27 protein-coding genes are annotated in these 25,084 nt (G+C 57.0%); 10 read left to right on the forward strand and 17 right to left on the reverse strand.

Going from position 1 to position 25,084, the window contains the following annotated elements; translation table 11 throughout:
- Positions 1 to 152: 152 nt before the first annotated feature.
- Complete coding sequence (locus ABLV08_RS05200; RefSeq protein WP_015369135.1) at positions 153 to 917, forward strand: CDP-diacylglycerol diphosphatase; 765 nt, start codon at positions 153 to 155, stop codon at positions 915 to 917.
- Between the two features lie 64 nt (positions 918 to 981).
- On the forward strand, positions 982 to 2,286 hold the full coding sequence (locus ABLV08_RS05205) for an SLC13 family permease (protein ID WP_262830556.1): 1,305 nt from the start codon (positions 982 to 984) through the stop codon (positions 2,284 to 2,286).
- Positions 2,287 to 2,383: 97 nt separating this feature from the next.
- Here the strand turns inward: ABLV08_RS05205 and tpiA are convergent, their stop codons facing one another.
- A complete protein-coding gene (tpiA, locus tag ABLV08_RS05210) occupies positions 2,384 to 3,151 on the reverse strand; it encodes a triose-phosphate isomerase (protein ID WP_002922909.1) in 768 nt (255 codons plus the stop codon).
- A gap of 108 nt (positions 3,152 to 3,259) precedes the next feature.
- Positions 3,260 to 3,859 (reverse strand): DUF1454 family protein, encoded by a 600-nt coding sequence (locus ABLV08_RS05215; protein ID WP_015369137.1) that lies wholly within the window; start codon positions 3,857 to 3,859, stop codon positions 3,260 to 3,262.
- A 112-nt stretch (positions 3,860 to 3,971) separates the two neighbouring features.
- Between ABLV08_RS05215 and ABLV08_RS05220 the strand changes: the two genes are divergently transcribed.
- On the forward strand, positions 3,972 to 4,400 hold the full coding sequence (locus ABLV08_RS05220) for a DUF805 domain-containing protein (protein WP_015369138.1): 429 nt from the start codon (positions 3,972 to 3,974) through the stop codon (positions 4,398 to 4,400).
- Here ABLV08_RS05220 and fpr read toward each other — a convergent pair whose 3' ends face one another.
- From fpr to gmk, 7 genes are all read right to left on the reverse strand, one after another.
- Positions 4,401 to 5,147, reverse strand: coding sequence for a ferredoxin--NADP(+) reductase (fpr, locus tag ABLV08_RS05225; protein WP_015369139.1), 747 nt, complete (start codon positions 5,145 to 5,147; stop codon positions 4,401 to 4,403). It abuts the gene before it with no gap.
- Between the two features lie 95 nt (positions 5,148 to 5,242).
- Positions 5,243 to 6,253: a class II fructose-bisphosphatase gene (glpX, locus tag ABLV08_RS05230; RefSeq protein ID WP_015369140.1), complete on the reverse strand. Its 1,011-nt coding sequence runs from the start codon at positions 6,251 to 6,253 to the stop codon at positions 5,243 to 5,245.
- Between the two features lie 51 nt (positions 6,254 to 6,304).
- The gene (gene recG, locus ABLV08_RS05235; protein ID WP_015703814.1) at positions 6,305 to 8,386 is read right to left on the reverse strand and encodes an ATP-dependent DNA helicase RecG; all 2,082 of its coding nucleotides are present in this window, start codon (positions 8,384 to 8,386) and stop codon (positions 6,305 to 6,307) included.
- Positions 8,387 to 8,391: 5 nt separating this feature from the next.
- Entirely contained in the window at positions 8,392 to 9,081 is a 690-nt protein-coding gene (trmH, locus tag ABLV08_RS05240; protein ID WP_015369142.1) for a tRNA (guanosine(18)-2'-O)-methyltransferase TrmH, read from the reverse strand.
- 96 nt (positions 9,082 to 9,177) lie between these two features.
- Positions 9,178 to 11,298 carry a bifunctional GTP diphosphokinase/guanosine-3',5'-bis pyrophosphate 3'-pyrophosphohydrolase gene (gene spoT, locus ABLV08_RS05245; protein ID WP_015369143.1) on the reverse strand — a complete coding sequence of 707 codons (2,121 nt, stop codon included), beginning with the start codon at positions 11,296 to 11,298 and terminating at the stop codon, positions 9,178 to 9,180.
- A gap of 18 nt (positions 11,299 to 11,316) precedes the next feature.
- Positions 11,317 to 11,592 carry a DNA-directed RNA polymerase subunit omega gene (gene rpoZ / locus ABLV08_RS05250; protein WP_000135058.1) on the reverse strand — a complete coding sequence of 92 codons (276 nt, stop codon included), beginning with the start codon at positions 11,590 to 11,592 and terminating at the stop codon, positions 11,317 to 11,319.
- 54 nt (positions 11,593 to 11,646) lie between these two features.
- Positions 11,647 to 12,270, reverse strand: a complete 624-nt coding sequence (gene gmk, locus ABLV08_RS05255) for a guanylate kinase (protein WP_045375273.1) — start codon at positions 12,268 to 12,270, stop codon at positions 11,647 to 11,649.
- A 258-nt stretch (positions 12,271 to 12,528) separates the two neighbouring features.
- On the opposite strand from gmk, the gene ligB reads away from it, so the two are divergent.
- The gene (gene ligB, locus ABLV08_RS05260; protein ID WP_348855632.1) at positions 12,529 to 14,202 is read left to right on the forward strand and encodes an NAD-dependent DNA ligase LigB; all 1,674 of its coding nucleotides are present in this window, start codon (positions 12,529 to 12,531) and stop codon (positions 14,200 to 14,202) included.
- A 4-nt stretch (positions 14,203 to 14,206) separates the two neighbouring features.
- On the opposite strand, the gene ABLV08_RS05265 is transcribed toward ligB, so the two are convergent.
- Both ABLV08_RS05265 and ABLV08_RS05270 read right to left on the reverse strand, forming a co-directional pair.
- The gene (locus ABLV08_RS05265; protein WP_015703812.1) at positions 14,207 to 14,824 is read right to left on the reverse strand and encodes a trimeric intracellular cation channel family protein; all 618 of its coding nucleotides are present in this window, start codon (positions 14,822 to 14,824) and stop codon (positions 14,207 to 14,209) included.
- A 206-nt stretch (positions 14,825 to 15,030) separates the two neighbouring features.
- Positions 15,031 to 15,894: a YicC/YloC family endoribonuclease gene (locus tag ABLV08_RS05270; protein ID WP_015369148.1), complete on the reverse strand. Its 864-nt coding sequence runs from the start codon at positions 15,892 to 15,894 to the stop codon at positions 15,031 to 15,033.
- 170 nt (positions 15,895 to 16,064) lie between these two features.
- On the opposite strand from ABLV08_RS05270, the gene rph reads away from it, so the two are divergent.
- Complete coding sequence (gene rph / locus ABLV08_RS05275; RefSeq protein WP_015369149.1) at positions 16,065 to 16,781, forward strand: ribonuclease PH; 717 nt, start codon at positions 16,065 to 16,067, stop codon at positions 16,779 to 16,781.
- 112 nt (positions 16,782 to 16,893) lie between these two features.
- Positions 16,894 to 17,535 (forward strand): orotate phosphoribosyltransferase, encoded by a 642-nt coding sequence (pyrE, locus tag ABLV08_RS05280; RefSeq protein ID WP_015703811.1) that lies wholly within the window; start codon positions 16,894 to 16,896, stop codon positions 17,533 to 17,535.
- 93 nt (positions 17,536 to 17,628) lie between these two features.
- Here pyrE and slmA read toward each other — a convergent pair whose 3' ends face one another.
- The 3 genes from slmA to coaBC all read right to left on the reverse strand — a co-directional run bounded on the left by slmA (position 17,629) and on the right by coaBC (position 19,997).
- Positions 17,629 to 18,225, reverse strand: coding sequence for a nucleoid occlusion factor SlmA (gene slmA, locus ABLV08_RS05285; protein WP_015369151.1), 597 nt, complete (start codon positions 18,223 to 18,225; stop codon positions 17,629 to 17,631).
- 124 nt (positions 18,226 to 18,349) lie between these two features.
- On the reverse strand, positions 18,350 to 18,808 hold the full coding sequence (dut, locus tag ABLV08_RS05290) for a dUTP diphosphatase (RefSeq protein ID WP_020077682.1): 459 nt from the start codon (positions 18,806 to 18,808) through the stop codon (positions 18,350 to 18,352).
- Positions 18,786 to 19,997: a bifunctional phosphopantothenoylcysteine decarboxylase/phosphopantothenate--cysteine ligase CoaBC gene (gene coaBC, locus ABLV08_RS05295; protein ID WP_072058511.1), complete on the reverse strand. Its 1,212-nt coding sequence runs from the start codon at positions 19,995 to 19,997 to the stop codon at positions 18,786 to 18,788. The genes dut and coaBC overlap by 23 nt, the downstream gene beginning before the upstream one ends.
- A 177-nt stretch (positions 19,998 to 20,174) precedes the next feature.
- Between coaBC and radC the strand changes: the two genes are divergently transcribed.
- From radC to mutM, 4 genes are all read left to right on the forward strand, one after another.
- The gene (radC, locus tag ABLV08_RS05300; protein WP_015369154.1) at positions 20,175 to 20,840 is read left to right on the forward strand and encodes a DNA repair protein RadC; all 666 of its coding nucleotides are present in this window, start codon (positions 20,175 to 20,177) and stop codon (positions 20,838 to 20,840) included.
- Positions 20,841 to 21,057: 217 nt separating this feature from the next.
- Positions 21,058 to 21,294 (forward strand): 50S ribosomal protein L28, encoded by a 237-nt coding sequence (rpmB, locus tag ABLV08_RS05305; RefSeq protein WP_002436699.1) that lies wholly within the window; start codon positions 21,058 to 21,060, stop codon positions 21,292 to 21,294.
- Between the two features lie 20 nt (positions 21,295 to 21,314).
- Positions 21,315 to 21,482 carry a 50S ribosomal protein L33 gene (gene rpmG / locus ABLV08_RS05310; RefSeq protein WP_002922510.1) on the forward strand — a complete coding sequence of 56 codons (168 nt, stop codon included), beginning with the start codon at positions 21,315 to 21,317 and terminating at the stop codon, positions 21,480 to 21,482.
- A 180-nt stretch (positions 21,483 to 21,662) separates the two neighbouring features.
- Positions 21,663 to 22,472 (forward strand): bifunctional DNA-formamidopyrimidine glycosylase/DNA-(apurinic or apyrimidinic site) lyase, encoded by an 810-nt coding sequence (gene mutM, locus ABLV08_RS05315; RefSeq protein WP_015369156.1) that lies wholly within the window; start codon positions 21,663 to 21,665, stop codon positions 22,470 to 22,472.
- A 78-nt stretch (positions 22,473 to 22,550) separates the two neighbouring features.
- On the opposite strand, the gene coaD is transcribed toward mutM, so the two are convergent.
- Genes coaD through waaA form a run of 3 tightly spaced genes read right to left on the reverse strand, consistent with a single transcriptional unit; the run spans position 22,551 to position 25,077 of the window.
- Positions 22,551 to 23,030 carry a pantetheine-phosphate adenylyltransferase gene (gene coaD, locus ABLV08_RS05320; protein ID WP_015703808.1) on the reverse strand — a complete coding sequence of 160 codons (480 nt, stop codon included), beginning with the start codon at positions 23,028 to 23,030 and terminating at the stop codon, positions 22,551 to 22,553.
- A gap of 2 nt (positions 23,031 to 23,032) precedes the next feature.
- Positions 23,033 to 23,803: a glycosyltransferase family 2 protein gene (locus ABLV08_RS05325; protein WP_032713074.1), complete on the reverse strand. Its 771-nt coding sequence runs from the start codon at positions 23,801 to 23,803 to the stop codon at positions 23,033 to 23,035.
- Complete coding sequence (waaA, locus tag ABLV08_RS05330; protein WP_015369159.1) at positions 23,803 to 25,077, reverse strand: lipid IV(A) 3-deoxy-D-manno-octulosonic acid transferase; 1,275 nt, start codon at positions 25,075 to 25,077, stop codon at positions 23,803 to 23,805. Before waaA ends, ABLV08_RS05325 begins: the two co-directional genes overlap by 1 nt.
- Between the last annotated feature and the right edge of the window lie 7 nt (positions 25,078 to 25,084).

Below are 25,084 nucleotides of genomic sequence, written 5' to 3' on the forward strand. Positions count from 1 at the left end.
GCGCTACGCTTAGCAGGGCTACAGTTCTGCGCCGTCCGGTAGCCCGGGTAAGGCGTTAGCCGCTACCCGGGATAACTCCCCGCCCGCCATCTGTTTTTATTTAGTCATCAAATTACGTTACTCTTCCGGTTCAGGCTTAACAGGGAACAATAATGAGAAGAGTAAGATACCTTTTATGGGCGCTGCTGGTGGTTATTCTGGCGGCGCTGGCTGGCGGCTACTATTGGCTGCATTCCGGCAACCCGAACGCGTTACGTCATATTGTCCTGCAGCAGTGCGTACCCAATCAGCAGCAACATCAAAACCCGTCGCCGTGCGCGGAAGTGAACCTCAAGGGCGGCTACGTGTTATTTAAAGATCGCAACGGCCCGCTGCAATATCTGCTGATGCCGACCTACCGTATTAACGGTACCGAAAGTCCGCTGCTGTTGGATCCGCTGACGCCGAATTTCTTCTGGCAGGCGTGGCAGGGGCGCGAAATTATGAGCCAACGCCGCGGCGCGCCGATTGATGATAACGCGGTATCGCTGGCGATTAACTCGCGCAGCGGGCGCACGCAAAACCATTTCCATATTCATATCTCCTGCCTGCGTCCCGATGTCCGCGCGCAGTTAGATAATGATGCGGCGACAATTAGCAGCCGCTGGCTCCCTTTGCCGGGCGGTCTGCAGGGCCATGAATATCTGGCGCGTCGGGTAACGGAAGCCGAGCTGGCTCAGCGCAGCCCGTTCCTGATGCTGGCGGAAGAGGTACCGGAAGCGCGCGAACATATGGGGCGTTATGCGTTAGCGATGGCGCGGCAAAGCGACGGCTCGCTGGTGCTGTTGGCGACAGAGCGTAACCTGCTGACTCTCAACCGTGCTTCGGCGGAAGAAATTCAGGATCATAGCTGCGCAATTCTTAACGCAAACCACTAGTTCTGGCGTTTACCTGTCTTTCCTGTCGTCGTATTCTTGCTGAAAAAAACGACAGGAGACAGGCATGTCGCTCTGGCTAACCCATCCGCTGTTCCTCCCTTCGCTGATCGTCGGCATCACCATTGTGCTCTGGGCGACTTCGCTGTTACCGGAATTTATCACCGCGCTGCTGTTCTTCGCGGCGGCGATGATGACCAAAATCGCTCCGCCGGAGGTGATCTTCGGCGGTTTTGCTTCCTCCGCGTTCTGGCTGGTGTTCAGCGGCTTTGTGTTGGGGATCGCCATCCGTAAAACCGGACTGGCGGATAGAGCGGCGCAGGCGCTATCGGCGCGGCTCACCGACTCCTGGCCGCGGATGGTCGGCAGCGTCGTATTACTGAGTTATGCGTTGGCGTTTGTGATGCCATCAAATATGGGGCGCATCGCGCTGTTGATGCCGATCGTGGCGGCGATGGCCCGGCGCGCGGGGATAGCCGACGGCACGCGCGGCTGGTACGGCCTGGCGCTGGCGGTGGGCTTTGGCACCTTCCAGCTATCTGCGACCATTTTGCCTGCTAACGTGCCAAATCTGGTGATGAGCGGGGCGGCGGAAGGCTCTTACGGGATCCATTTGAATTACGTTCCCTATTTACTGCTGCATACGCCAGTGCTTGGCTGGTTGAAAGGGGCGGTGCTGGTGGCGCTGATCTGCTGGCTGTTTCCCGGCAAGCCGCATCCGCCGCGCGAGCTGGCGCCGCAGGCGCCAATGAGCCGCGATGAAAAGCGTCTGGCGTGGCTACTGGCGGTGGTGTTGACGTTATGGGTGACCGAAAGCTGGCACGGCGTCGGCCCGGCGTGGACCGGCCTTGCGGCAGCGGTGGTCACGCTGCTGCCGCGAGTAGGATTTATCAGCGGTGAGGAGTTCGCCAGCGGGGTGAATATGCGCACCTGCATTTATGTTGCCGGCATTTTGGGACTGGCGATTACCGTGACCCAAACCGGGATTGGCGGCGCGGTGGGTAACGCGTTGCTGCAGGTGATGCCGCTGGATAAAGATAATCCGTTCACCAGCTTCCTGGCGCTGACCGGAATTACCAGCGCGCTGAATTTTATTATGACCGCCAACGGCGCCCCGGCGCTGTATACGACTTTTGCGCAGAGCTTTGCCGACGCGACCGGCTTTCCGCTGCTGAGCGTGATTATGATTCAGGTGCTGGGTTATTCCACGCCGCTGCTGCCATACCAGGCGTCGCCGATTGTGGTGGCGATGGGATTAGGTAAAGTCCCGGCGAGAGCGGGGATGTTGCTATGTCTGGCGCTGGCGGCGGTGAGCTATTTGATTTTGCTGCCGCTGGATTATGCGTGGTATCAGCTATTAGGGAAATTGTAGCGATAATATAAAACCCGGCTCGCGCTGCGCTAAGCCGGGTTTTCATTTGGCGAATTTGTCAGCAACCCCGGCAGCGTTTCACCACCGGGAAAGCGAATTACGCTTTTTTCGCCGCTTCTGCAGCTTTAACGATCACCGCGAAAGCGTCTGCTTTCAGGGAAGCGCCGCCAACCAGCGCGCCGTCGATGTCCGGCTGGGTGAACAGCTCTGCGGCGTTGCCGGCGTTAACGGAACCGCCGTACTGGATGATGACCTGCTCAGCGATTTTAGCGTCAGCTTTAGCAATGTGGTCACGGATGAATTTGTGTACCGCCTGAGCCTGCGCTGGGGTAGCGGATTTACCGGTACCGATAGCCCATACTGGTTCGTACGCGATAACCACGCCTTCAAAAGCGGCTGCGCCCTGAGTTTTCAGCACCGCGTCGATCTGACGTGCGCACACTTCTTCAGTTTTGCCCGCTTCGTTTTCAGCTTCGGTTTCACCGATGCACAGAACCGGCGTCAGACCCTGCTCTTTCAGTACAGCGAATTTCTTCGCGATCAGTTCGTCAGATTCTTTGTGGTAGGTACGGCGTTCGGAGTGGCCGATGATGATGTACTGCGCGCCGATATCTTTCAGCATTTCGGCGGAGGTTTCACCGGTGAATGCGCCGGACAGGTTCACGTCAACGTTCTGCGCGCCCAGGTGAATGTGGCTGCCTTCTGCCGCACGCTTAGCCAGGTCGAGATACATTTCCGGCGGCGCGATTGCCACTGCACAGCCGCTTACGCCGGCCAGTTCAGTACGCAGGTTAGCAACCAGTTCGTTTACCATGTGGCGGCTGCCGTTCAGTTTCCAGTTACCCATCACTAAAGGATGTCGCATTTTAATTCTCCACGCTACTAAGCGAATTAAGGAATATAGCCGCCCCAGAGGGCAGCATGGTCTGTGAAACAGTATAGAGACTCGTCACTGGAAAGGCTTTGCTTTTTGTCATTTATTGTTGTCTTCCAGCGTTTCAGATAGCGCCAGCTTAATCGGTTCAATGGCGAAAGTTAGCCCCTTTTCCCCGTGATCTGCCACTACATAGCGCACCGCGCCTTCGGTTTCGGTGTAGTAGCGTTTGCCTTTGCCGGCGGTCAGCAGTTTTTGCAGCTTTTGCTGGCTCTGCAGTGGGCTTAGGGTCGGCACAAAGGCGCGAAGAATGGCGCTCATATATTCCTGCGCTTTCGCTTTCGCCGCTTTTTGTTCCGGCCCCTGAATCGGCAGCCAGGTTATCTGCATCGATTTAATCTTTAGCGTGCCGCGCTCCAGCGCGGTAGAGGCATACAGATTCTCGTTAATCTTGGTGGCAGCGCGGGTCAGGTTAGCTTTATCGCGGCTGGAGGCGATAGAACGAAACTCGTTAAGCGGCAGTTTCGGATTATCGGCATTAAATTTTTCGCGGAACTCGCTGATGCTGACATCAAAAATCGGCGCGCTGGGTAAAAGATAGGGGGCGGTGGCGGCGGATTCTGTTTCTGCGGACAACGCCATCGGGCCGACAGATAACGCTGTCAGCCCAATCAAACTTAAGATTGCCCACTTCTTCATGCCTGTCTTTCCTTTTTTTGCCTGCCGACGATTAAAACGGGAACCGTCACGCTTGTCAAAAAGTGACGCCTTCAGGGTAAACTACGCGAATGATGATGATAAGGAATAAAACATGACCCTACAGCAGTGGTTATTCTCAATTAAAGGCCGTATTGGCCGCCGGGATTTCTGGATTTGGATCGTTATCTGGGTGTTGACCATGAGCGCGCTGTTTACCCTCGCGGGCAGCAATTTGCTGAGTTTACAGACCGCGGCGTTTATTCTCGTCTGCCTGCTCTGGCCGACGGCGGCGGTGGTGGTGAAGCGTCTGCACGATCGCGGGAGATCCGGCCTCTGGGCGCTGCTGATGATTTTGGCGTGGATGCTGCTGGCGGGCAACTGGGCGATGTTGCCGCAGGTCTGGCAGTGGGGCGTTGGGCGCTTTGTACCGACGCTGATTATCGTCATGATGTTGATCGACCTGGGCGCGTTCGTCGGCACCCAGGGCGAAAATAAGTTTGGCAAAGAGACGCAGGATGTCCGCTGGAAAGCGGACGCCTGATTACCAGTAGTGCTCTGCCGTCATATGGCCCGGTCGGCGACGCAGATGTTTGGTCATCTGCCGGGTCTCTTTCAGCAACTGCTGGGTATCACGCACCATCTGCGGGTTACCGCACAGCATCACGTGGCTGGTATCGGCGGTCATAGCCAGGCCGACCGCCTCTTCCAGCGCGCCGGTTTCAATCAGAAACGGCACCCGGCCGGTCAGCGAACCTTCCGCTGTCTCGCGGCTGACCACGGTCTGGATACGCAATTTGCCGGCGTAGCGCTGCTCCAGCTCGCGCATTTGCGGTAAATAGCTGAGGTCGGCTGCGTAGCGCGCCGCATGCACCAGCACCAGGTTTTTGAAGCGATCCAGGTCTTTCCCTTCTTCCAGAATCGACAAATAGGGGCCGATCGCCGTACCGGTGGCGAGCATCCACAGCGTGTCGCAGTCCGGCACCTCTTCCAGCACGAAGAAACCGGCGGCTTCGCTAACTATCTGAACGTCGTCCCCGGGTTTCAGCGCGGCCAGTCGCGGGCTGAGTTTACCCTCCGGAACGGTGACCAGGTAGAACTCAAGATCGGGATTGCTGGGGGCGTTGACGTAGGAGTAGGCGCGCTGCACGCGCTCGCCGTCAACATCCAGGCCCAGTTTAGCAAACTGCCCTGCGGTGAACGGCTCAACGGGCGCGTGAATGGTGAGGCTAAACAGTGCATCGGTCCAGTTTTGCACTTTTACAACTTTACCTGTAACCCAGTTTGCCATTGCGTCTCTCCTTTCAATCTCGTCAGTCTATCTTCACCGCGACGGGAGAAGATTTCCAGCCCGAAAAGGCTGGAAAGCTCGATTGATCAAATGTTTTACAGGATGTGTTGCTGGACGTCCGGGTCTTTTCGGTCGAGGTAATGAATCGACTGAATACGGCGGATAGTCCGCGATTTACCGCGGATCAGCAGCGTTTCAGTGGTCGCCATATTGCCCTTGCGGGTAATACCGTCCAGCAGATCGCCTTTGGTAATCCCGGTGGCGGAGAAGATGACGTTATCGCTGCGCGCCATTTCATCAAGACGCAGCACTTTACCCGCTTCGATGCCCATGGTTTTGCAGCGCGCCAGTTCGTTTTCACCGATACGGCGGTTCTCTTCGCTGTCGCCCTTCACGTGGTGACGAGCCAGCAGGCGGCCCTGCATATCGCCGTCCAGCGCGCGGATCACCGCCGCCGAAACCACGCCTTCCGGCGCGCCGCCGATGCCGTACAGCACGTCGACTTCGCTATCCGGCATACAGGTGAGAATGGAGGCCGCCACGTCGCCATCGGGGATCGCGAACACGCGTACACCCAGCTGCTGCAGTTGCGCAATGACCGCGTCGTGGCGGGGTTTTGCCAGCACGGTGACGGTCAGTTCGCCAAGCGGTTTGTTCAACGCGCGGGCGATGTTGCGCAGGTTCTCTTCCAGCGGCAGATTGAGATCGATGGCGCCTTTGGCGCCGGGGCCGACAATCAGCTTTTCCATATACATATCCGGCGCGTTGAGGAAGCAGCCTTTATCGCCAACCGCCATCACCGCCAGCGCGTTGGCCTGGCCCATGGCCGTCATGCGGGTACCTTCAATCGGATCGACGGCGATATCTACCGCGTCGCCTTTGCCGGTACCCACTTTTTCGCCGATATAGAGCATCGGCGCTTCATCGATTTCGCCCTCGCCGATGACAATGGTGCCGTCGATATTGACGAGGTTGAGCATAATGCGCATGGCGTTAACCGCTGCGCCGTCGGCGGTATTTTTATCGCCGCGGCCCAGCCATTTATAGCCCGCCAGCGCGGCGGCTTCGGTGACACGCGAAAATTCGATGGCCAGTTCTCGTTTCATAATCCACTCATTGTGTAGAAAAGTTGCCCGTAGCGCGGCAAAAAGGACGCGCTACGCGTTGGAATAGCGTTCGGTTTCCGGCATCCAGCGCTCAATCAGCGCCTGCGCCTGCAGCGGATAGCGTTCGTGAATATGACGAGCAATGCGCTGAACATCGGGGATCATGGCCTGATCGCGCAGCAAGTCCGCTACTTTAAATTCGGCGTTGCCGGTCTGGCGGGTGCCGAGAAGCTCGCCGGGGCCGCGGATTTCCAGGTCTTTCTGGGCGATGACGAAACCGTCGTTGCTGTCGCGCAGCACCTGCAGGCGCTTCTGCGCCGTTTTGGAGAGCGGCGATTTATAGAGTAGCACGCAGTGGGAGGCGACGGCGCCGCGCCCGACGCGCCCGCGTAGCTGGTGCAGCTGCGCCAGACCAAGACGCTCCGGGTTTTCAATAATCATCAGGCTTGAGTTAGGGACGTCAACGCCGACTTCAATCACCGTGGTGGCGACCAGCAGGTGCATCTCGCCCTGCTTGAAGGCCTGCATTACGGCCTGTTTCTCCGCTGGTTTCATCCGCCCGTGGACGAGGCCGATATTAAGTTCCGGCAGCGCCAGTTTGAGCTCTTCCCAGGTGGCTTCCGCCGCCTGGGCTTCCAGCAGATCGGACTCTTCAATCAACGTACAGACCCAATAGGCCTGGCGACCTTCCTGGGTGCAGGCGTTACGCACGCGGTCGATAATGTCGCTGCGGCGCGTGTCCGGGATAGCGACGGTCGTTACCGGGGTACGGCCCGGCGGCAGCTCATCGATAACCGAGGTATCGAGGTCGGCATAGGCGGTCATCGCCAGGGTGCGCGGAATCGGTGTTGCGGTCATGATCAGCTGATGCGGGTGGAAGCCCTGCTGCTGGCCCTTTTCCCACAGCGCCAGGCGTTGATGAACGCCAAAGCGGTGCTGTTCGTCGATAATCACCAGCGCCAGGCCGTTAAACTGCACCTGCTCCTGAAAAATGGCGTGGGTGCCGACAATCATCTGCACTTCACCGTTGGCGATGGCTTCCTGCTGCGCCTGGCGCGCTTTGCCTTTCTGTTTGCCAGCCAGCCAGCCGACTTCAATGCCCAGCGGCGCGAACCAGCTGCGGAAATTATTGGCGTGCTGCTCGGCCAGCAGTTCGGTCGGCGCCATCAGCGCCACCTGCTTACCATGGGCGATAGCGCGCAAGGCGGCCAGCGCGGCAACCAGCGTTTTACCGGATCCGACGTCGCCCTGTACCAGGCGCATCATCGGCACGTCCAGCGCCATATCGCGCTCGATCTCCGCGGTGACGCGCGCCTGCGCGCCCGTTGGTTTAAAGGGCAGGGAAGCCAGGAGCTGGGTTTTCAGCGTGTCGTTGGCGCTGAGCGGCAGCGCATGGTAGCGCTGGGCGCCGGCGCGAAGCGCCAGCATGCTGAGATTATGCGCCAGCAACTCTTCCAGGATAAGACGCTGCTGTGCCGGATGTTTACCGCTCTCCAGCTCGCTGAGCTGTAGCGACGGCGGCGGGCGGTGTAGCGTACGCAGCGCCTCCGGCAGACTCATCATCCCCTGCGCCAGCTCCGGCGGCAGCAGTTCGCTAATCGCGCAGGTTTCCAGCAGCTCAAGCGCCTGATCGGTGAGTTTGCGCAGCGTCGCCTGCTTAATGCCTTCAGTGGTCGGGTAGACCGGAGTCAGGGTTTCCTGCAGCTCCGGGGTGCTCATATCGCCCTGCACGCGATATTCCGGGTGGATCATCTCGGCGCCAAACTTGCCGCGTTTAGCTTCGCCGTAGGCCAGCACGCGACGACCGGTCGCCAGGCTGTTTTTCATCGCCGCGTTGAAGTTGAAAAAACGCATGGTCAGGATGCCGGAGCCGTCGCTGATCTGACAGGTCATCATCCGGCGGCCGCCGAAGGTGATATTGCTGTTGAGCACTTCACCCTCTACGGTTGCGTAGACGCCCGGCAGCAGTTCGCCGATTTGATACAGGTGAGTCCGGTCTTCATAGCGTAGCGGCAGGTGAAGTAGCAGGTCCTGAACCGTATGCAGACCGATTTTCGCCAGTTTGCTGCTCTGTGCGGCGCCAACGCCGGTCAGCGAGTTGAGCGGGACGGCATCTAACAGGCGGCCTGACATTGGATTTACCTCGCCGCCTGCATCGTTGCCCACCACGAGGCATCGGCTTCGACTTCACCCTGCTCGTTGACGTGGGGATAAGGCAGCCCTTTTTGTTTGGCGACGCGCGCCAGCACCGGGTAACCGCCTTCAAATAGCAGCCGCTGCTGCTCTTCAGGCGGCAGCATGCTATTAGCGCGTTGGTACATTCCAGCGTTCTGCCGCTGACGCTGCGCTTCGTAAAGGATCAGCGCGGAGGCGACGGAGACGTTCAGCGACTGCACCATACCGACCATAGGGATAATGATGTCCTGGTCTGCCAGCGCCAGCGCTTCCTGGGTGATGCCGGTTTTCTCCTGGCCCATCAGGATACAGGTCGGGCGCGTATAGTCGATTTCGCGAAAATCGATGGCTTTGTCGGAAAGGTGCGTCGCGAGGATTTGCATGCCCCGGCCTTTTAAGTGGCTGACGGCATCGCCGATAGTGCGGTGTGTTTTCACCTGCACCCAACTATTGCTGCCGGCTGCGGCAGAGGCCATGGTGCGCATACGGCTGCCAGGCCAGATGGCGTGTACTTCGTGTACGCCGATGGCGTCTGCGGTGCGGATGACCGCAGAGACGTTATGGGGTTTATGGACCTGCTCCATGCAGACCGTCAGATCAGGCTGACGCCTGGCGAGCATCTCGCAGATACGCGCATAACGCTGTGAATTCATTCTACTTAATCCTTCGAACTGCCTCGGCGTTAGCTGCACTCACTCACCCCAGTCACGTACTTCAGTACCTTCCTGGGGATTCGATTTTTGTAAAAGCTAATTTCGGTTACGAGTGACTTTAATCACGTCCGGCATGACGCGAATTTTGCGCATGATATTCGCCAGATGCACGCGATCGCGCGCGGTCAGGCGGATAAAGGCGCTGTAAACGCGGCCATCTTTTTCTTCCGTATTCAGGCTCTGAATATTGGAAGACGCGGTGTTGATTGCGGCCGTCAGGTTAGCCAGCGCGCCCTGGTGGTTGAACATATCCACCTTAATTTCGGCGATAAATTCCTGCGCAGTTTCTTTATCCCATTCGACCGCCATAAACTTCTCAGGCTCTTTCTGGTAGCCGCGGATGTTACGACAGGATTCATGGTGGATAACCAACCCTTTGCCTGGGCTGACGTGGGCGATGATCGGATCCCCCGGAATCGGACGACAGCACTTGGCGAAAGTAATCAGCACGCCGTCGGCGCCCTTGATCGGCAGATGGCCGTGATTCGACGCGTTGGCCGGCACCGGTGCGGCAGAGGCTTCGCCCTGCTGCAGGTTTTTCGCCACCACCACGCTCATTGCGTTACCGAGACCGATTTCCGCCAGCAGATCGTCAAGCGTGGCAAGCTTCATACGGTCAAGTTCGCGCTGGATGTTCTCCGGCGGGATTTCTGCCAGCTTGCGGCTGCCGCCTAACGCGTGGTTGAGCAATCGGCGGCCAAGGCTGACGGAATCGTCGCGCTTAAGGTTCTTCAGCAGTTGGCGGATCTTGGCGCGCGCTTTCGAGCTGACGACAAAGTTCAGCCATGCGGCATTCGGGCGTGCGCCCGGCGCGGTAATGATTTCGACAGTCTGGCCGCTGGAGAGCGGTTGCGACAGCGGATAGGGCTGACGGTCGACGCGCGCGCCGACGCAGGCATGGCCGATATCGGTATGCACCGCATAGGCGAAGTCCACCGGCGTGGCGCCGGCAGGCAGTTCGACAATGCGCCCTTCCGGGGTGAAAACGTAAATCTCATCCGGGAACAGATCGGATTTAACGCTCTCGATAAATTCAAACGAGCTACCGGCGCTCTGCTGCAGTTCCAGCAGGCTTTGCATCCAGCGCTGAGCGCGGATTTGCGCGGTCGTGCTGCTTTCGCCGCCGTGCTCTTTATAAGCCCAGTGCGCCGCAACCCCCATTTCCGCCATCTGGTCCATATCTTCGGTACGGATTTGTACCTCGACCGGGACGCCGTGGGGGCCAATCATCGAGGTGTGCAAAGATTGATAGCCGTTCGCTTTTGGAATGGCGATGTAATCTTTGAAACGACCGGGACGCGGCTTGTAGAGGCTGTGCATTTGGCCCAGCACGCGATAGCAGATATCGGGATCGTGAACAATAACGCGGAAGGCGTAAATATCCATGATCGAGTGAAAACGCTGCTCTTTAAGCACCATTTTGCAGTAAATGGAGTACAGATGCTTTTCGCGACCGCTGACGCGGCAGGGGATCCCCGCTTCCTGTAAACGCCCTTCGATTTCAGAGAGGATCTTTTGAATCATCTCTTTACGATTACCGCGCGCTGCTTTAACCACTTCTTTGATGACGCGGTAGCGGTTAGGGTACAGCGCTTCAAAGCCCAACTCTTCGAGCTCGGTTTTGATGTGATGGATACCTAAACGGTGCGCCAGCGGGCTATAAATTTCCAGCGTTTCGCGGGCGATGCGGCGGCGTTTATCCGGGCGTAGCGAGCCCAGGGTGCGCATATTGTGGGTGCGGTCGGCAAGTTTGATGAGGATGACGCGGATATCCTGCACCATCGCCATGATCATTTTGCGAAAGTTTTCGGCCTGCGCCTCTTTCTTATCGCGGAACTTGAGCTTATCAAGTTTCGACACCCCCTCTACCAGTTCGGCGACGCTTTTACCAAAAAGCTGTTCCATGTCCTGGTAGGTTGCAGGGGTATCTTCAATCACATCATGCAGCAGCGCGGCCATCAGCGTTTCGTAGTCGAGTTTCATCTCGGCCAGAATACAGGCCACCGCTACCGGGTGCGTGATATAGGGTTCACCGCTTGAACGTGTCTGACCCTCGTGAGCGTCACGTGCAACGAGATACGCCTGCCGAAGGCGCTTGATTTGCTCTTCCGGTAGGTAGTTTTGAATCAGCTGATTCAGGCTTTCAAACAGATACAAGGGCGACCCGCTGTGTGATTAACGACGACCTTCAGCAATCGCGGTAACGGCTTGTAATTCAGCGGCTTCCTGCTCTTGCTGTTCCTGGCGCTCACGTACGTCAAGGATCTGGTTGTTGATCAGACCTTCTTCGATTTCGCGCAGTGCGATAACGGTGGTTTTATCGTTTTCTTCCGGTACCAGCGGATCCTTTCCGCCTACCTGCATCTGACGAGCGCGACGCGCGGCGACCAGTACCAGGTCAAAACGGTTACCAATTTTCTCTACAGCGTCCTGAACAGTTACGCGTGCCATACTTAAAATGCTCCACAGGTGAAGAAATGACTGGGCATGATACTGAATGTGGGTTCAGTCTGCCAATAGTTTGGTGATTAAAGCGCCATGTCGCTGCTTTTGGCGGCTCATGCGCAGACGTTCAGCGCGGATAATGTTTTTCAGATCGCCTAAAGCGGTATCAAAATCATCATTCACAATAAGGTAATCATATTCCGCGTAATGGCTCATTTCTGCAACTGCCTGCGCCATACGTTTTGCGATGACTTCCTCGCTGTCCTGACCGCGGCCGCGCAGGCGGCGGTCAAGCTCGTCTTTTGACGGCGGCAGAATAAAGATACTGCGCGCGCCGGGCATTTTATTACGAATTTGCTGGGCGCCCTGCCAGTCGATATCGAGGAAAACATCGACGCCGGTCGCCAGAACCTGCTCAATAGCTTCACGAGAGGTGCCGTAATAATTGCCAAAAACCTCAGCGTGCTCAAGGAAAGCGTCTTCGCTAATCATCGACCTGAATTTATCGTGATCGACAAAGAAATAGTGTTCACCGTGAACTTCACCCGGGCGCGGATCGCGCGTGGTATGCGAAACAGAAACCTGGGAGTCGTACAACGGTTGGGTTTTCAATAAAGCCTGAATCAGGCTGGATTTACCCGCGCCGCTAGGGGCGGAAACAATATAAAGCGTGCCTTGAGCCATGAGTGTCTTTTGTATGTGATTGTCGAAAGAGATGCTACATACGAGCCTATTATACACGCCGCCGCCGCGTGAGGCAGTCATTGTCACACTTTTTGCCGCTGTTTCTTTCATTTTGCCTGCCGCTTTCCTGATTTCTTAAGCAGTTGCAGCAACAAGGCGTAAATCCTGGAAAGCCGCTCGCAGCGTAATGATTTGCCTGTCGCCGCGGCTTCGGTCTTTAGCGCACGATGCCGCAAGGTAGAACAAGGAGGTAAAGGCATGTGCAGATGGCTGATAGCGGCAGCGTTATGGATGGCGGCGGCAATGGCAATGGCGGCCTGCCCGGCGTGGTCTTTGCAACAAGCCGGACAGGAAATAGATCGCCTGAGCCAGCAGATTGTCGACTGGAAAGCGGCCTACTGGCAGCAGGGCAGTAGCGAGGTCAGCGACGAGGTCTACGACATGCTATCTGCCCGGTTGGCGCAGTGGCGGCGCTGCTTCGGTCAGGAGACGCCTGAAGACGAGCTGCCGCCGCCGCGCGGCGAAGTCAAACATCCCATCGCGCATACCGGGGTGCGTAAACTGCCCGATGCCGCGAGCGTCGGCCGCTGGATGCGCGAGAAACCCAATCTGTGGGTACAGCCGAAAGTCGACGGTGTGGCGGTGACGCTGGTTTATCGCGGGGGTAGGTTAATACAGGCGATTAGCCGCGGCGACGGTCTGGCGGGGGAAGACTGGACGGCAAAAGTGCGCCAGATCCCCGGCGTACCGCAAACTACCGCAGGAGCGCTGGCAAATAGCGTGCTACAGGGCGAGATTTTTCAGCTGCAAGAGGGGCATATACAAAAACAGGCGGGCGGTATGAACTCACGGGCGAAAGTCGCCGGGATACTGATGCGCAAAGCGCCATCGGCGACGCTGAACACGCTGGGGGTGTTTATCTGGGCCTGGCCCGACGGTCCGGCCCGGATGTCTACCCGTCTGGCGCTGCTTGCTGACGGTGGGTTTCCTCTGGCGCAGCGCTATTCCCATTCGGTGAAAGACTGGCAGGAGACCGCCGTCTGGCGCGAGCGATGGTTCACCTCGCCGCTGCCCTTTGTCACCGATGGCATTGTGATCCGTGCAGAAAAAGAACCTGCCGGGAGCAGTTGGCTTCCAGGGCAGGGGCACTGGCTGGCGGCCTGGAAATATCAGCCGTTTTCGCAGGTGGCGGAAGTGACCACAATCCAGTTCACTGTCGGGCGCAGCGGCAAGATAGCCGTTGTGGCGCATCTCGAACCGGTAAAACTGGACGATAAGCTGGTGCGTCGGGTCAATATTGGCTCGGTGGCCCGCTGGCGGCGGTTAGACATTGTCGCCGGGGACCAGGTACTGATAAGCCTGGCCGGACAGGGGATCCCGCGTCTGGATAGCGTGGTCTGGCGGGCCAGCCAGAGAGATGCGCCACAGTTGCCTTCGCCTCGCTTTCATTCCTTAACCTGTTATTTTGCGACGACCGAATGTGCCGGGCAGTTGCGCTCCCGGCTGGTCTGGCTATCGTCTAAGCCGGTTCTGGATATTGCGGGCGCAGGAGAGGCGCTTTGGCGCACGCTAATGGACGATCGCCGCATGACACATCTTTTCTCATGGCTGGCCTTGACGCCTGAACAACTACAGAGCGTGCCAGGCATTACCAGCAAGCGTGGCCTGCGGCTGTGGCATCAGTTCAATTTGACCCGCGAGCAGCCGTTTATTCGTTGGGTGCTGGCGCTGGGGGTACCGATACCTCAGTCCGCGCAGGCGAGCGTTGCGGTAGAAAACTGGCAGCTATTGCGGGAGCGCAATGAGTCCCAGTGGCGGCAATTACCGGGGGTGGGGCAGGAAAGGGCGCGCCAGCTGGTCGTCTTTTTGCAAAACCCGGATATTGCCGCGCTGGCGCAGTGGCTCAGCGGGCAACGTATTCCGGGATTCTGAGGAATCAATGAGCGTCGTGCTTGTAGTAGAAGACCGGCAGGCCGAGCTTCCAGCGCAGGGCGAGCATACGCGCGGTAAAGCCGAAGAGCAGCGTGGCGATGACCACTACGTCATGGCTGCTGACGTAGTGCTGCAACGCGATATAAAGCACCGCGGCGGCAAAAGAGATGCCCGCGTACAGTTCTTTCTGAAACACCAGCGGGATACGCTTACAGAACATATCGCGCAGCACGCCGCCAAAGACGCCGGTGATCACGGCGGCAATAGACGCGATTATCGGCCCTTCACCCATATCCAGCGCGATTTGCGCGCCGATAATCGAGAACACGATCAGGCCCAGGGCATCCAGCACCAGGAACAGGCGGCGCAGGTGCGGCATCACCGGCGCAGCGATGGTGGTGAGGACGGCGGCAACCGCCACAATAATGACGTATTCCGGATGCTTCACCCAACCGAGCGGATAATGGCCGAGAAGGATATCGCGTACAGAACCCCCGCCGAGTGCGGTAGCGGTGGCGATAATAATCACCCCAAAGGTGTCCATACGGCGACGCCCGGCTGCTAAAGCGCCAGTCATCGCTTCCGCCGTAATACCAATCAGATAAAGAACATGAAGCAGCATAAATCCCCCACAATGATGGGCAAAGGGTAGCGATTTGTGCGGCAGATCACGATTGAGTTTTTCTAAAGCGAGCTCATTTACATGAAAAAATCTAATGCAAAAATGAAGGAGTAGTCCCCTGATATGGGGTTATGTATATTTTTCTTTTTTAAAAGTGATAAGAAAAAATAATGCTGGCCCGTAAGGCGAGCCAGCAGGAGAAGACATTACTCGATATTCTGAATCTGCTCGCGCATCTGCTCGATCAGCACCTTCAGCTCGATCGCTGAATTGGTCACGTCGGCATTGATGGATTTTGACGCCAGAGTATTCGACTCGCGGTTGAACTCCTGCATCATGAAGTCGAGGCGGCGACCCACGGCTTCTTTCTTCTTCAGAATGTTGTAGGTCTCTTTAACGTGCGCTTCCAGGCGATCGAGCTCTTCGGCGACGTCGATACGCTGAGCCATCAACACCAGCTCTTGCTCGAGACGGTTGTTTTCCAGCTGCACTTCGGCGTCTTCAAGCTTGGCGACCAGGCGCTCGCGCTGCCACTGCAGGATTTCCGGCATATGGGCGCGGACTTTGCTGACTTCGGCGCTGACGCCTTCCAGGCGTTGTTCGATCAGCGTTTTCAGTGCCTGACCTTCGGTTTCACGGGCGACGATAAAGTCGTCCAGCGCGCCGTTCAGGGCGTTGAGGATTTCAGCGGCAATCGCATCAAGGTCCTGTTCTTGCGCCGCCATCACTCCAGGCCAGCGCAGGATATCAACCGGGTTGATCTCGCCTTCATCGCTCTGCATTTTTACCCAGTTCGCGGCGTTCACCAGCTGCTTCGCCAGGTTCTCATTGAGGATCAATTCACCCTGGGCGCTGGGATCCTGTTCAAAACGCAGGGTGCATTCGATTTTGCCGCGAGTCAGACGAGAGCGGATGCGCTCGCGAACCACGGGTTCCAGGCTCCGGAACTGCTCCGGCAGGCGGAAGTAGGTTTCCAGATAGCGTTGGTTTACCGAGCGCAGTTCCCACGCGGCGCTACCCCAGTCACCCTTGATTTCACGCCGGGCATAGGCGGTCATACTGCGGATCATAGACGTTCCTGTTTTTTAAGGAGAGTGGGGAGGATTATAGCTTTCGAGGCTCTTTCAGGATAGGAATAAGCGCGCATTATCCGCATCGGCAGGCGTGCGTCGTCGCGATGCAACTTGGTCGAATTTGTGTATAATGCGCAGCCACATTCGTTTCAAGCCGGAGAGTAATCATGCGTCCAGCAGGCCGTAGCGCTAATCAGGTGCGTCCAGTAACCCTGACCCGTAACTATACAAAACATGCTGAAGGCTCCGTGCTGGTCGAATTTGGCGACACCAAAGTGCTGTGCACTGCCTCCATCGACGAAGGCGTACCGCGCTTCCTGAAAGGTCAGGGCCAGGGCTGGATCACCGCCGAATATGGCATGCTGCCGCGCTCCACCCATACCCGTAACGCTCGCGAAGCCGCTAAAGGCAAACAGGGCGGCCGCACTATGGAAATTCAGCGTTTGATTGCCCGCGCGCTGCGCGCCGCGGTGGATCTGAAAGCGCTGGGCGAGTTCACCATTACGCTCGATTGCGATGTGCTGCAGGCCGATGGCGGTACCCGTACCGCGTCCATTACCGGCGCCTGCGTTGCGCTGGCCGATGCGCTGAACAAGCTGGTTGCTGCCGGTAAACTCAAAACCAACCCAATGAAGGGAATGGTGGCCGCCGTTTCCGTGGGTATCGTTAATGGCGAAGCCATTTGCGATCTGGAGTACGTGGAAGATTCCGCCGCGGAAACCGATATGAATGTGGTAATGACCGAAGACGGTCGCATCATTGAGGTGCAGGGCACGGCGGAAGGCGAGCCGTTCACCCATGAAGAACTTCTCACTCTCCTGGCGTTAGCGCGAGGGGGAATCGAATCCATTATTGCGACGCAGAAAGCGGCGTTAGAAAATTAATGATTAAGGCGACTGAGAAGTCGCCTTTTTTTTGCGCTTTATCCCTCATTACACCTGCGAAGGATAGGGCGCGTAGTCCGACAATGATGACAGTACTAAAAGGAGCGAATCCATGAAGCCGTATCAGCGCCAGTTTATTGAGTTTGCGCTTAGCAAGCAGGTTCTTAAGTTTGGCGAATTTACGCTGAAATCCGGGCGTAAGAGCCCCTATTTCTTCAACGCCGGCCTGTTTAATACCGGGCGCGATCTGGCTCTGCTGGGCCGTTTCTACGCCGAGGCGCTGGTGGATTCCGGGATCGAGTTCGACCTGCTGTTCGGCCCGGCCTATAAAGGCATCCCAATCGCCACCACTACCGCCGTCGCACTGGCTGAACATCATGACCGAGACCTGCCGTACTGCTTCAACCGTAAAGAAGCGAAGACCCACGGTGAAGGCGGCAACCTGGTCGGTAGCCCGCTACAAGGCCGCGTGATGCTGGTGGACGACGTGATTACCGCCGGTACAGCTATCCGTGAATCGATGGAAATTATTCAGGCTAATGGTGCTGAGTTGGCCGGCGTGCTGATCTCGCTTGACCGCCAGGAACGCGGCCGCGGCGAGATCTCCGCGATTCAGGAAGTGGAACGTGATTATGGCTGCAAAGTGATTTCTATCGTCACTCTGAAAGATCTTATCGCCTATCTGGAAGAAAAGCCTGAGATGGCTGAGCATTTGGCATCGGTACGCGCTTACCGCGAAGCCTACGGCGTCTGATGCAGAAACCGGCAGCCTGGCTGCCGGTATAGCCAGAGCACGCTAAGAAGGTGAATGCATGAGTCATGCAGCCTTGCGGCTGCATATTGAGATTTATTGCAGTTGCGCGGCGACCAGCGGCCAGCGGGCATCGAAATCATCCGTAGGGCGGTACTTGAACTCGCTACGCACAAAACGCGACAGCATGCCTTCGCAAAATGCCAGCAGCTGGCTTGCCAGTAGCGTCTCGTCGAGGGTGTAGCCCTCTCCCTCACGCATTTTCTTTTCACGCATCACCTGACGCAATTGAACTTCGATACGTTCAAATAGCTGGTTGATACGACCCTGCAGACGGTCCTGTTCGAACATTAAGGCGTGGCCGGTGAGGATACGCGTCAGCCCAGGATTACGCTCGCCAAACCCAAGAATCAGCAGAACAATCAGGCGCAGACGAGCCGTGGTGTCCTTTTCATCTTTCAAAATCAAATTGATGCGCGTAATCAGACTGTCTTCAATGAACTCGATCAGGCTGTCAAACATGCGGGTTTTACTGGGAAAATGACGGTATAACGCCGCTTCGGAAACACCGACGGAGGCCGCCAGTTTCGCCGTGGTAATACGTTGACTACCATCGCTGGATTCAAGCATCAGCGCCAGAGACTGAAGTATTTCTTCGCGACGATTCCTTTTCGCAGTTTGTTTTTCTGCCATGTTTTAAAATACCCCTGAAAATAAGCACTTGTCAGGCAGGCATCCACAAAGCGACCGCAAACCTTAGTTTGCGGTGATGTTATTGCATTATGCGCTTTGGGATGCGGGTTCCGTATAGCCGGGCTTATTTGCGCCCTGAGTGGCCGAATCCGCCTTCGCCGCGGTCGGTGGCGTCAAATTCTTCCACCAGATTAAACTCCGCCTGTACCACCGGCACAAAGACCATCTGCGCGATGCGCTCGCCCGGCTCGATAGTAAAGCTCTGCTGGCCGCGGTTCCAGACGGACACCATCAGCTGGCCCTGGTAGTCGGAGTCGATAAGTCCGACCAGGTTGCCCAGCACGACGCCATGTTTATGGCCCAGGCCGGAACGCGGCAGAATCACCGCCGCCAGAGACGGATCGGCGATATGAATCGCAAGGCCAGTCGGCAGCAGGGTGGTTGCGCCCGGCGCCAGCTCTACGGCGTCGTCAAGACAGGCACGCAGGTCAAGTCCGGCTGAGCCGGAGGTGGCATAGGTTGGCAACGGAAATTGCTTGCCAACACGCGGGTCCAGAATCTTAACGTCGATTTTTTTCATCATAACGGGTAACGATCTCGTCGAGTAATAATTGGCCCAGGAATTCCTTGCGCTCAAGTGGTAAGCGCTTATCCCCATCCTGCCAGAAAAGGTGTAATGCGTTGTTATCGCTATTAAAACCTTGATTTGGCTGAGAAACATCATTGGCGCAAATCAGGTCGAGATTTTTGCGGGCACGTTTTTGCCGGGCGTATTCTTCCACATTATTTGTTTCGGCGGCAAATCCAACAACGTACGGGCGGCGATTTTTTAGTGCGGCCACCCCGGCGACGATGTCCGGGTTTTTGACCATTTTTATTGTTAATTCATCACCTTGTTTTTTGATTTTCTCGTCGGCGACAATCGCTGCGCGGTAGTCGGCAACGGCGGCGCATCCGATGAAAATATGCTGCTGTTGCACGCCATTCTGCACCGCCGCTTCCATTTCCAGCGCGGTGCCAACATCGATGCGCTGCACAAACGGCGGCGTCGGCAGCGACACCGGGCCGCTAACCAGCGTGACGTTCGCACCGCGTTGTGCGGCGGCGGCGGCGATCGCGAAGCCCATTTTGCCGGAGCTATGGTTGGTGATGTAGCGCACTGGGTCCAGCGGCTCGCGGGTTGGGCCCGCGGTAATCATGATGTTGAGATGTTGCAAATCTTTGACAGGCGAGAAATGCTGCGCCGCCATCTCCACGATAGTCAGCGGATCGAGCATGCGGCCCGGGCCAACGTCACCGCAGGCCTGGCTGCCGCTATCCGGGCCCCATACCAATAGGCCGCGTGAGGCAATAGTGGCAAGGTTGTGCTGGGTGGCGGCGGCGCGATACATCTGTTGGTTCATCGCCGGGACGACGGCCACCGGCGAGGGCGTAGCCAGGCAAATCGTGGAGACCAGATCGTTCGCCATACCGGCGGCGACGCGGGCGATTAAATCGGCGGTTGCCGGGGCAAGGATAACCAGATCGGCCCACTTGCCCAGTTCAATATGGCCCATTGCCGCTTCGGCGGCCGGATCCAGCAGGCTATCGGAGACCGGATAACCGGAAACCGCCTGCAGGCTCAACGGAGTAATAAAGGCCTTGGCGGCTTCGGTCATGGCGACGCGAACATCCGCGCCGCGTTCTCGCAGTCGGCGCACCAGTTCCGGCGTTTTATAGGCGGCGATGCCGCCGCTCACGCCGAGAACGATCTTTTTACCAGCCAGACTCATCATGATTTTGTCCTGTTGAAATACACCAGAATCCGCGCATCTTATCACAATCCCGGTGGCATCGTGCGTATGCCGGACACTCACTTTGCGAGGGGCTACGCAGGCCTTGAAATCACCGGTCGGCAGCGCGGAAAGGGTATGCCAGGATGGGCGAGGAACGGGAAAGGAGACAGGGTAATGGATATACAGGAATCATTGATGCCGCGGGAAAAAATGCTGCGCGACGGTATTGAAACGTTGAGCGACGTTGAGCTGCTGGCGTTGTTTTTGCGTACCGGCACGCGTACCCAGGATGTGCTGACTTTTTCACACAGCTTGTTACAGCGCTTCGGTTCGCTGTACGGGCTGTTATCGGCTGAGATAGAACAATTTGCAGATATCGACGGTATCGGCATTGCGAAATATGCGCAACTTAAAGGTATTGCCGAACTGGCGCGGCGTTATTTTAGCCTGCGGATGAGAGAGGAACCGTCGCTGGTCACGCCGCTCATGACGCGAGAATTTTTACAAAGCCAGCTCGCCGATGAAGAGCGGGAGATCTTTATGGCGATCTTTTTAGATAATCAGAACCGGGTATTGAAACATAGCCGCCTTTTTTCTGGTACTCTTAGCCACGTAGAGGTGCATCCGCGAGAAATTGTACGCGAAGCAATCAAAGTGAACGCCGCCGCGGTGATCCTTGCCCATAATCATCCTTCCGGTAGTCCTGAACCGAGTAAGTCGGATAAGTTGATGACCGACAGGGTGGTTAAGTGTTGTAGATTCATGGAGATACGCGTGCTTGATCATCTGATTATTGGCCGCGGCGCGTACGTCTCTTTTGCCGAACGTGGCTGGATTTAGCCCCGATCATGCGATCTATCGGGATCTTTGTCTGTTCGGGACTTGAGCACACCGCCGAGTCAGCGTATACTACGCCACCTTTGAGAATCTCGGGTTTGGCATTTGGGCCTGGCAATCGAGAGTTCAATAGAACTATGCGATGACCGGGCTGTAAAGCCTGACGAGGCGCCAATACCCCATACGAAGCTCGAGCTAATTTGATTTTTGGAGAATAGACATGTCCCGAGTCTGCCAAGTTACTGGCAAGCGTCCGGTGACCGGTAACAACCGTTCCCACGCACTGAACGCGACTAAACGCCGTTTCCTGCCGAACCTGCACTCTCACCGTTTCTGGGTTGAGAGCGAGAAGCGTTTTGTCACCCTGCGCGTATCTGCTAAAGGTATGCGTGTAATCGATAAAAAAGGCATCGATACAGTTCTGTCTGAACTGCGTGCCCGTGGCGAAAAGTACTAAGTACTTAGAGGAAATAAATCATGGCTAAAGGTATTCGTGAGAAAATCAAGCTGGTTTCTTCCGCTGGTACTGGTCACTTCTATACCACCACGAAGAACAAGCGTACCAAACCGGAAAAAATGGAACTGAAAAAGTACGATCCGGTTGTACGTCAGCACGTTATCTACAAAGAAGCTAAAATCAAATAATTTTAGTCTCCTTGTACTAAAACCCCGCTCCGGCGGGGTTTTTTGTTTTATGCTTCATCCTTCGAGCTACAGGTGCGTTGGCTGCATGCGTTCAGCCTGGCCGCTTGCTTCGTTAAGCCTACCGGCCTCTCTTCCCGCTGCCTCCCTGTCACCCGAAACTGTGTGGTTAAGAGGAAAAAAATGCCTGAATTACCTGAAGTCGAAACCAGCCGTCGCGGCATTGAGCCGCATCTGGTGGGCGCTAACATCCTGCATGCCGTAGTGCGCAACGGGCGCCTGCGTTGGCCAGTATCCGAAGAGATTTACCGCCTCAGCGACGAACCGGTGCTGAGCGTGCGCCGACGCGCCAAATACCTGCTGCTGGAGCTGCGTCACGGCTGGATCATTATTCATCTTGGTATGTCTGGCAGCCTGCGCATCCTCAGTGAGGAGCAGCCGGCTGAAAAACACGACCACGTCGACCTGGTGCTGAGCAACGGTAAAGTACTGCGCTATACCGATCCTCGCCGCTTTGGCGCCTGGTTATGGACTAAAGAGCTGGATGGTCATCCGGTGCTGGCGCATCTCGGCCCGGAGCCGCTAAGCGATGAATTCAACGCCGACTATCTCCAGCAGCGTTGCGCGAAGAAGAAAACCGCCATTAAACCCTGGCTGATGGATAACAAGCTGGTGGTGGGCGTGGGCAATATCTACGCCAGCGAATCGCTGTTTTCCGCCGGGATCCATCCCGATCGGCTGGCCTCATCGCTCTCGCATCAGGAATGCGAGTGGTTAGTGAAGATGATTAAGCTGGTGCTGCTGCGCTCGATTGAGCAGGGTGGAACGACGCTGAAGGATTTCCTGCAAAGCGACGGTAAACCGGGATATTTCGCCCAGGAACTGCAGGTATATGGCCGCAAAGGCGAGCCGTGCCGGATCTGCGGCACGCCGATTATCGCCAGCAAACACGCTCAGCGCGCGACCTTTTATTGCCGCCAGTGTCAGAAGTAGTGGAGAGGGTTGCGGATTATGCCAGGCCGGGTAAGCTGGCAGCCCCGCTACGCGCAGCGCGAGCGGGGGCAGGAAATGCTACTTCAGCTTATTTAACAGCGCCTGATGTACGTTAGGCGGCAGGAAGTGGGAGACGTCGCCCTGGTGGCGCGCCACTTCCTTAACCAGCGATGAAGAGATAAACGACCACTCTTTGCACGGCATCAGGAACACGCTTTCCAGCGTGGGCATCAGATGGCGGTTCATGTGCGCCAGCTGCATTTCATATTCGAAATCCGCCACTGCCCGCAGGCCGCGAATTAAAATATTCGCCTGCTGCGCGCGGGCGAAATTCGCCATCAAATCGCTAAAGCCAATCACCTCAACGTTGACCAGATGCGCTGTTGCCTGCTCCGCCAGCGCAATGCGTTCATCGAGGCTGAACATCGGTTTTTTGCTCGGGCTGGCGGCGATGGCCAGCAAAACCTTATCAAACATGCCCGCCGCGCGGGTAACGATATCGATATGGCCGTTGGTGATAGGGTCAAAGGTGCCCGGATAGATCGCTTTTGTGCCCATAATTACACTTTCTCCGAGTAGCCGCGGCTGAGTGCCCACAGCTCGGTGTATTTATTAAACGTGTATTGCGCATTGACTACCGCCAGCAGCCAACCCTGTTTTCCATCCAGTACGCCGCCGCGCAGCAACAGCGTTTTGACGAAGGCGCCCAGCGTATGGCTGAAAATCCCCGCCATCGAAGTCTTCTTGCCCTTCTGATGGCGCTCAAGCGCCCAGGCCGCGGCATACGCCAGCTGTTTCTGCTGGAAGCCGGAAAAATCGCGACAGGTCAGGTGCAGCAGATCGCCGCTGAGCGGCACCACTTCAGCTCCAAGGCTATCCAGAGATTCATGCACCAGATTATCGTTATAGCGGTAACGCGCGCGTTCGTACAGGCGCATCACCCGATCGGGATACCAGCCGCTGTGGCGCATAAAGCGCCCGAGGAAGTAGTTACGCCGGGCGATGCTATAGATAACGCCGCGCTGCGGCGCGTCCAGTACCTTGAGGATAGACTCTTTCAACTCAGGCGTAACGCGCTCGTCGGTATCAATCATCAGCACCCAGTCGTGAGTGGCGTAATCCTGTGCGCGCTGGCGCTGAATGCCGTAGCCTTGCCAGTCGGTGTTGCTATAGACCTGGGCGCCGAGGCTACGGGCCAGTTCGACGGTATTGTCGGTACTGCCGGAGTCCAGCACCACCACTTCATCCGCCCAGCTTACCGACGCCAGGCAATCGGCGAGCAGGTCGGCGGCGTTTTTGGCGATCATCACGACGGAGAGTCGGGTCGACATTAGTGGCTCCGCTGCGGCAGGTAGGGTTGCAATAACTGTAGCAGACGCGACAGCGCGCCCTGGTTTTGGTGCAGCACTTCCACCGCGTGGCGGCCGTACCACAGTCGATAATCTTCGTCCGTCAGCAGGGTAGAAACCTCTCTGACCAGCGAGTCGGCGTCCGTGACGGTGATCAGGCCATCATCCTGCTGCAGCTTGGCGCAGATATCTTTAAAGTTGAAGGTATGCGGGCCCATCAGCACCGGAATAGCATGGGCGGCGGGTTCGAGCGGGTTATGCCCGCCACGTTCAACCAGGCTGCCGCCGACGAACGCCAGGTCGGCAATGCCGTAGAGCAGCATCAATTCGCCCATGGTATCGCCAATCACCACCTGGGTGCTGTTCGACGGAATTTCACCGGTGCTGCGCATGGTGAAGCTCATCCCGGCCTTTTGCACCATATCGCGAGCGTCGCCGAAGCGTTCCGGATGGCGCGGCACGAGGATCAACAGCAGGTCGGGGAAGGTTTCCAGCAGTTTTTTATGTGCCTGCAGGATGATTTGTTCTTCGCCGTCGTGAGTGCTGGTGGCTATCCACACTTTACGGTGCGGCGCCCATTGGCGACGCAGGGTAACGGCGCGGGCCGCCAGTTCCGGGGTGACGGAAATATCGAATTTCAGGCTGCCGGTCACCGCCAGTTGGTTACGTTTAAGGCCGAGCGCGAGGAAGCGGTTGCCGTCCTCTTCATTTTGCGCGGCGATAAGCGTAATACGGCTTAACAGGCGGCGCATGAAGCCGCCGAGTTTGGCATAGCCTTTCGCGGAACGCTCTGATAGGCGTGCGTTAGCGATAACCAGCGGGATTTTACGTTTGTGCAGCGCGGCGACCATGTTCGGCCACAGCTCGGTTTCCATCACGATGACCAGTTTCGGCTGTACGCTGTTGAGGAAACGGTTCATGGCGCAGGGTAGGTCATACGGCAGATAGACGTGATGAACATCTTTACCGAAGGCAGACATCGCGCGCTCTGAGCCGGTTGGCGTCATGGTGGTGACGGTGATCGGCAGTGAAGGATAGCGATGACGTAGCGCGCGTACTAACGGGATCGCCGCCAGCGTTTCACCGACGGAGACGGAGTGCAGCAGAATGCCATCCGGCACTACCTTGTTTTGACAGAAGCCATAACGTTCAGCCCAGCGTTTACGGTATGCCGGGGCCTTACGGCTGCGCAGCAGCAGTCGCAGCCACACCAGCGGCTGAATGAGGTAGAGTAGGGTGGTATAAAGCAATTCCAAACTATTT

The sequence above is a fragment of the Klebsiella sp. CN_Kp088 genome, assembly GCF_040064335.1.
Taxonomy (GTDB): Bacteria; Pseudomonadota; Gammaproteobacteria; order Enterobacterales; family Enterobacteriaceae; genus Klebsiella; species Klebsiella aerogenes.

What these genes read in the sequence shown, in the direction of transcription:
- ABLV08_RS05200 (WP_015369135.1), top strand. Translation starts at nt 153, where the DNA reads ATGAGAAGAGTAAGATACCTTTTATGGGCGCTGCTGGTGGTTATTCTG.
- ABLV08_RS05205 (WP_262830556.1), top strand. Translation starts at nt 982, where the DNA reads ATGTCGCTCTGGCTAACCCATCCGCTGTTCCTCCCTTCGCTGATCGTC.
- tpiA (WP_002922909.1), bottom strand. Translation starts at nt 3,151, where the DNA reads ATGCGACATCCTTTAGTGATGGGTAACTGGAAACTGAACGGCAGCCGC.
- ABLV08_RS05215 (WP_015369137.1), bottom strand. Translation starts at nt 3,859, where the DNA reads ATGAAGAAGTGGGCAATCTTAAGTTTGATTGGGCTGACAGCGTTATCT.
- ABLV08_RS05220 (WP_015369138.1), top strand. Translation starts at nt 3,972, where the DNA reads ATGACCCTACAGCAGTGGTTATTCTCAATTAAAGGCCGTATTGGCCGC.
- fpr (WP_015369139.1), bottom strand. Translation starts at nt 5,147, where the DNA reads ATGGCAAACTGGGTTACAGGTAAAGTTGTAAAAGTGCAAAACTGGACC.
- glpX (WP_015369140.1), bottom strand. Translation starts at nt 6,253, where the DNA reads ATGAAACGAGAACTGGCCATCGAATTTTCGCGTGTCACCGAAGCCGCC.
- recG (WP_015703814.1), bottom strand. Translation starts at nt 8,386, where the DNA reads ATGTCAGGCCGCCTGTTAGATGCCGTCCCGCTCAACTCGCTGACCGGC.
- trmH (WP_015369142.1), bottom strand. Translation starts at nt 9,081, where the DNA reads ATGAATTCACAGCGTTATGCGCGTATCTGCGAGATGCTCGCCAGGCGT.
- rpoZ (WP_000135058.1), bottom strand. Translation starts at nt 11,592, where the DNA reads ATGGCACGCGTAACTGTTCAGGACGCTGTAGAGAAAATTGGTAACCGT.
- gmk (WP_045375273.1), bottom strand. Translation starts at nt 12,270, where the DNA reads ATGGCTCAAGGCACGCTTTATATTGTTTCCGCCCCTAGCGGCGCGGGT.
- ligB (WP_348855632.1), top strand. Translation starts at nt 12,529, where the DNA reads ATGTGCAGATGGCTGATAGCGGCAGCGTTATGGATGGCGGCGGCAATG.
- ABLV08_RS05265 (WP_015703812.1), bottom strand. Translation starts at nt 14,824, where the DNA reads ATGCTGCTTCATGTTCTTTATCTGATTGGTATTACGGCGGAAGCGATG.
- ABLV08_RS05270 (WP_015369148.1), bottom strand. Translation starts at nt 15,894, where the DNA reads ATGATCCGCAGTATGACCGCCTATGCCCGGCGTGAAATCAAGGGTGAC.
- rph (WP_015369149.1), top strand. Translation starts at nt 16,065, where the DNA reads ATGCGTCCAGCAGGCCGTAGCGCTAATCAGGTGCGTCCAGTAACCCTG.
- pyrE (WP_015703811.1), top strand. Translation starts at nt 16,894, where the DNA reads ATGAAGCCGTATCAGCGCCAGTTTATTGAGTTTGCGCTTAGCAAGCAG.
- slmA (WP_015369151.1), bottom strand. Translation starts at nt 18,225, where the DNA reads ATGGCAGAAAAACAAACTGCGAAAAGGAATCGTCGCGAAGAAATACTT.
- dut (WP_020077682.1), bottom strand. Translation starts at nt 18,808, where the DNA reads ATGATGAAAAAAATCGACGTTAAGATTCTGGACCCGCGTGTTGGCAAG.
- coaBC (WP_072058511.1), bottom strand. Translation starts at nt 19,997, where the DNA reads ATGAGTCTGGCTGGTAAAAAGATCGTTCTCGGCGTGAGCGGCGGCATC.
- radC (WP_015369154.1), top strand. Translation starts at nt 20,175, where the DNA reads ATGGATATACAGGAATCATTGATGCCGCGGGAAAAAATGCTGCGCGAC.
- rpmB (WP_002436699.1), top strand. Translation starts at nt 21,058, where the DNA reads ATGTCCCGAGTCTGCCAAGTTACTGGCAAGCGTCCGGTGACCGGTAAC.
- rpmG (WP_002922510.1), top strand. Translation starts at nt 21,315, where the DNA reads ATGGCTAAAGGTATTCGTGAGAAAATCAAGCTGGTTTCTTCCGCTGGT.
- mutM (WP_015369156.1), top strand. Translation starts at nt 21,663, where the DNA reads ATGCCTGAATTACCTGAAGTCGAAACCAGCCGTCGCGGCATTGAGCCG.
- coaD (WP_015703808.1), bottom strand. Translation starts at nt 23,030, where the DNA reads ATGGGCACAAAAGCGATCTATCCGGGCACCTTTGACCCTATCACCAAC.
- ABLV08_RS05325 (WP_032713074.1), bottom strand. Translation starts at nt 23,803, where the DNA reads ATGTCGACCCGACTCTCCGTCGTGATGATCGCCAAAAACGCCGCCGAC.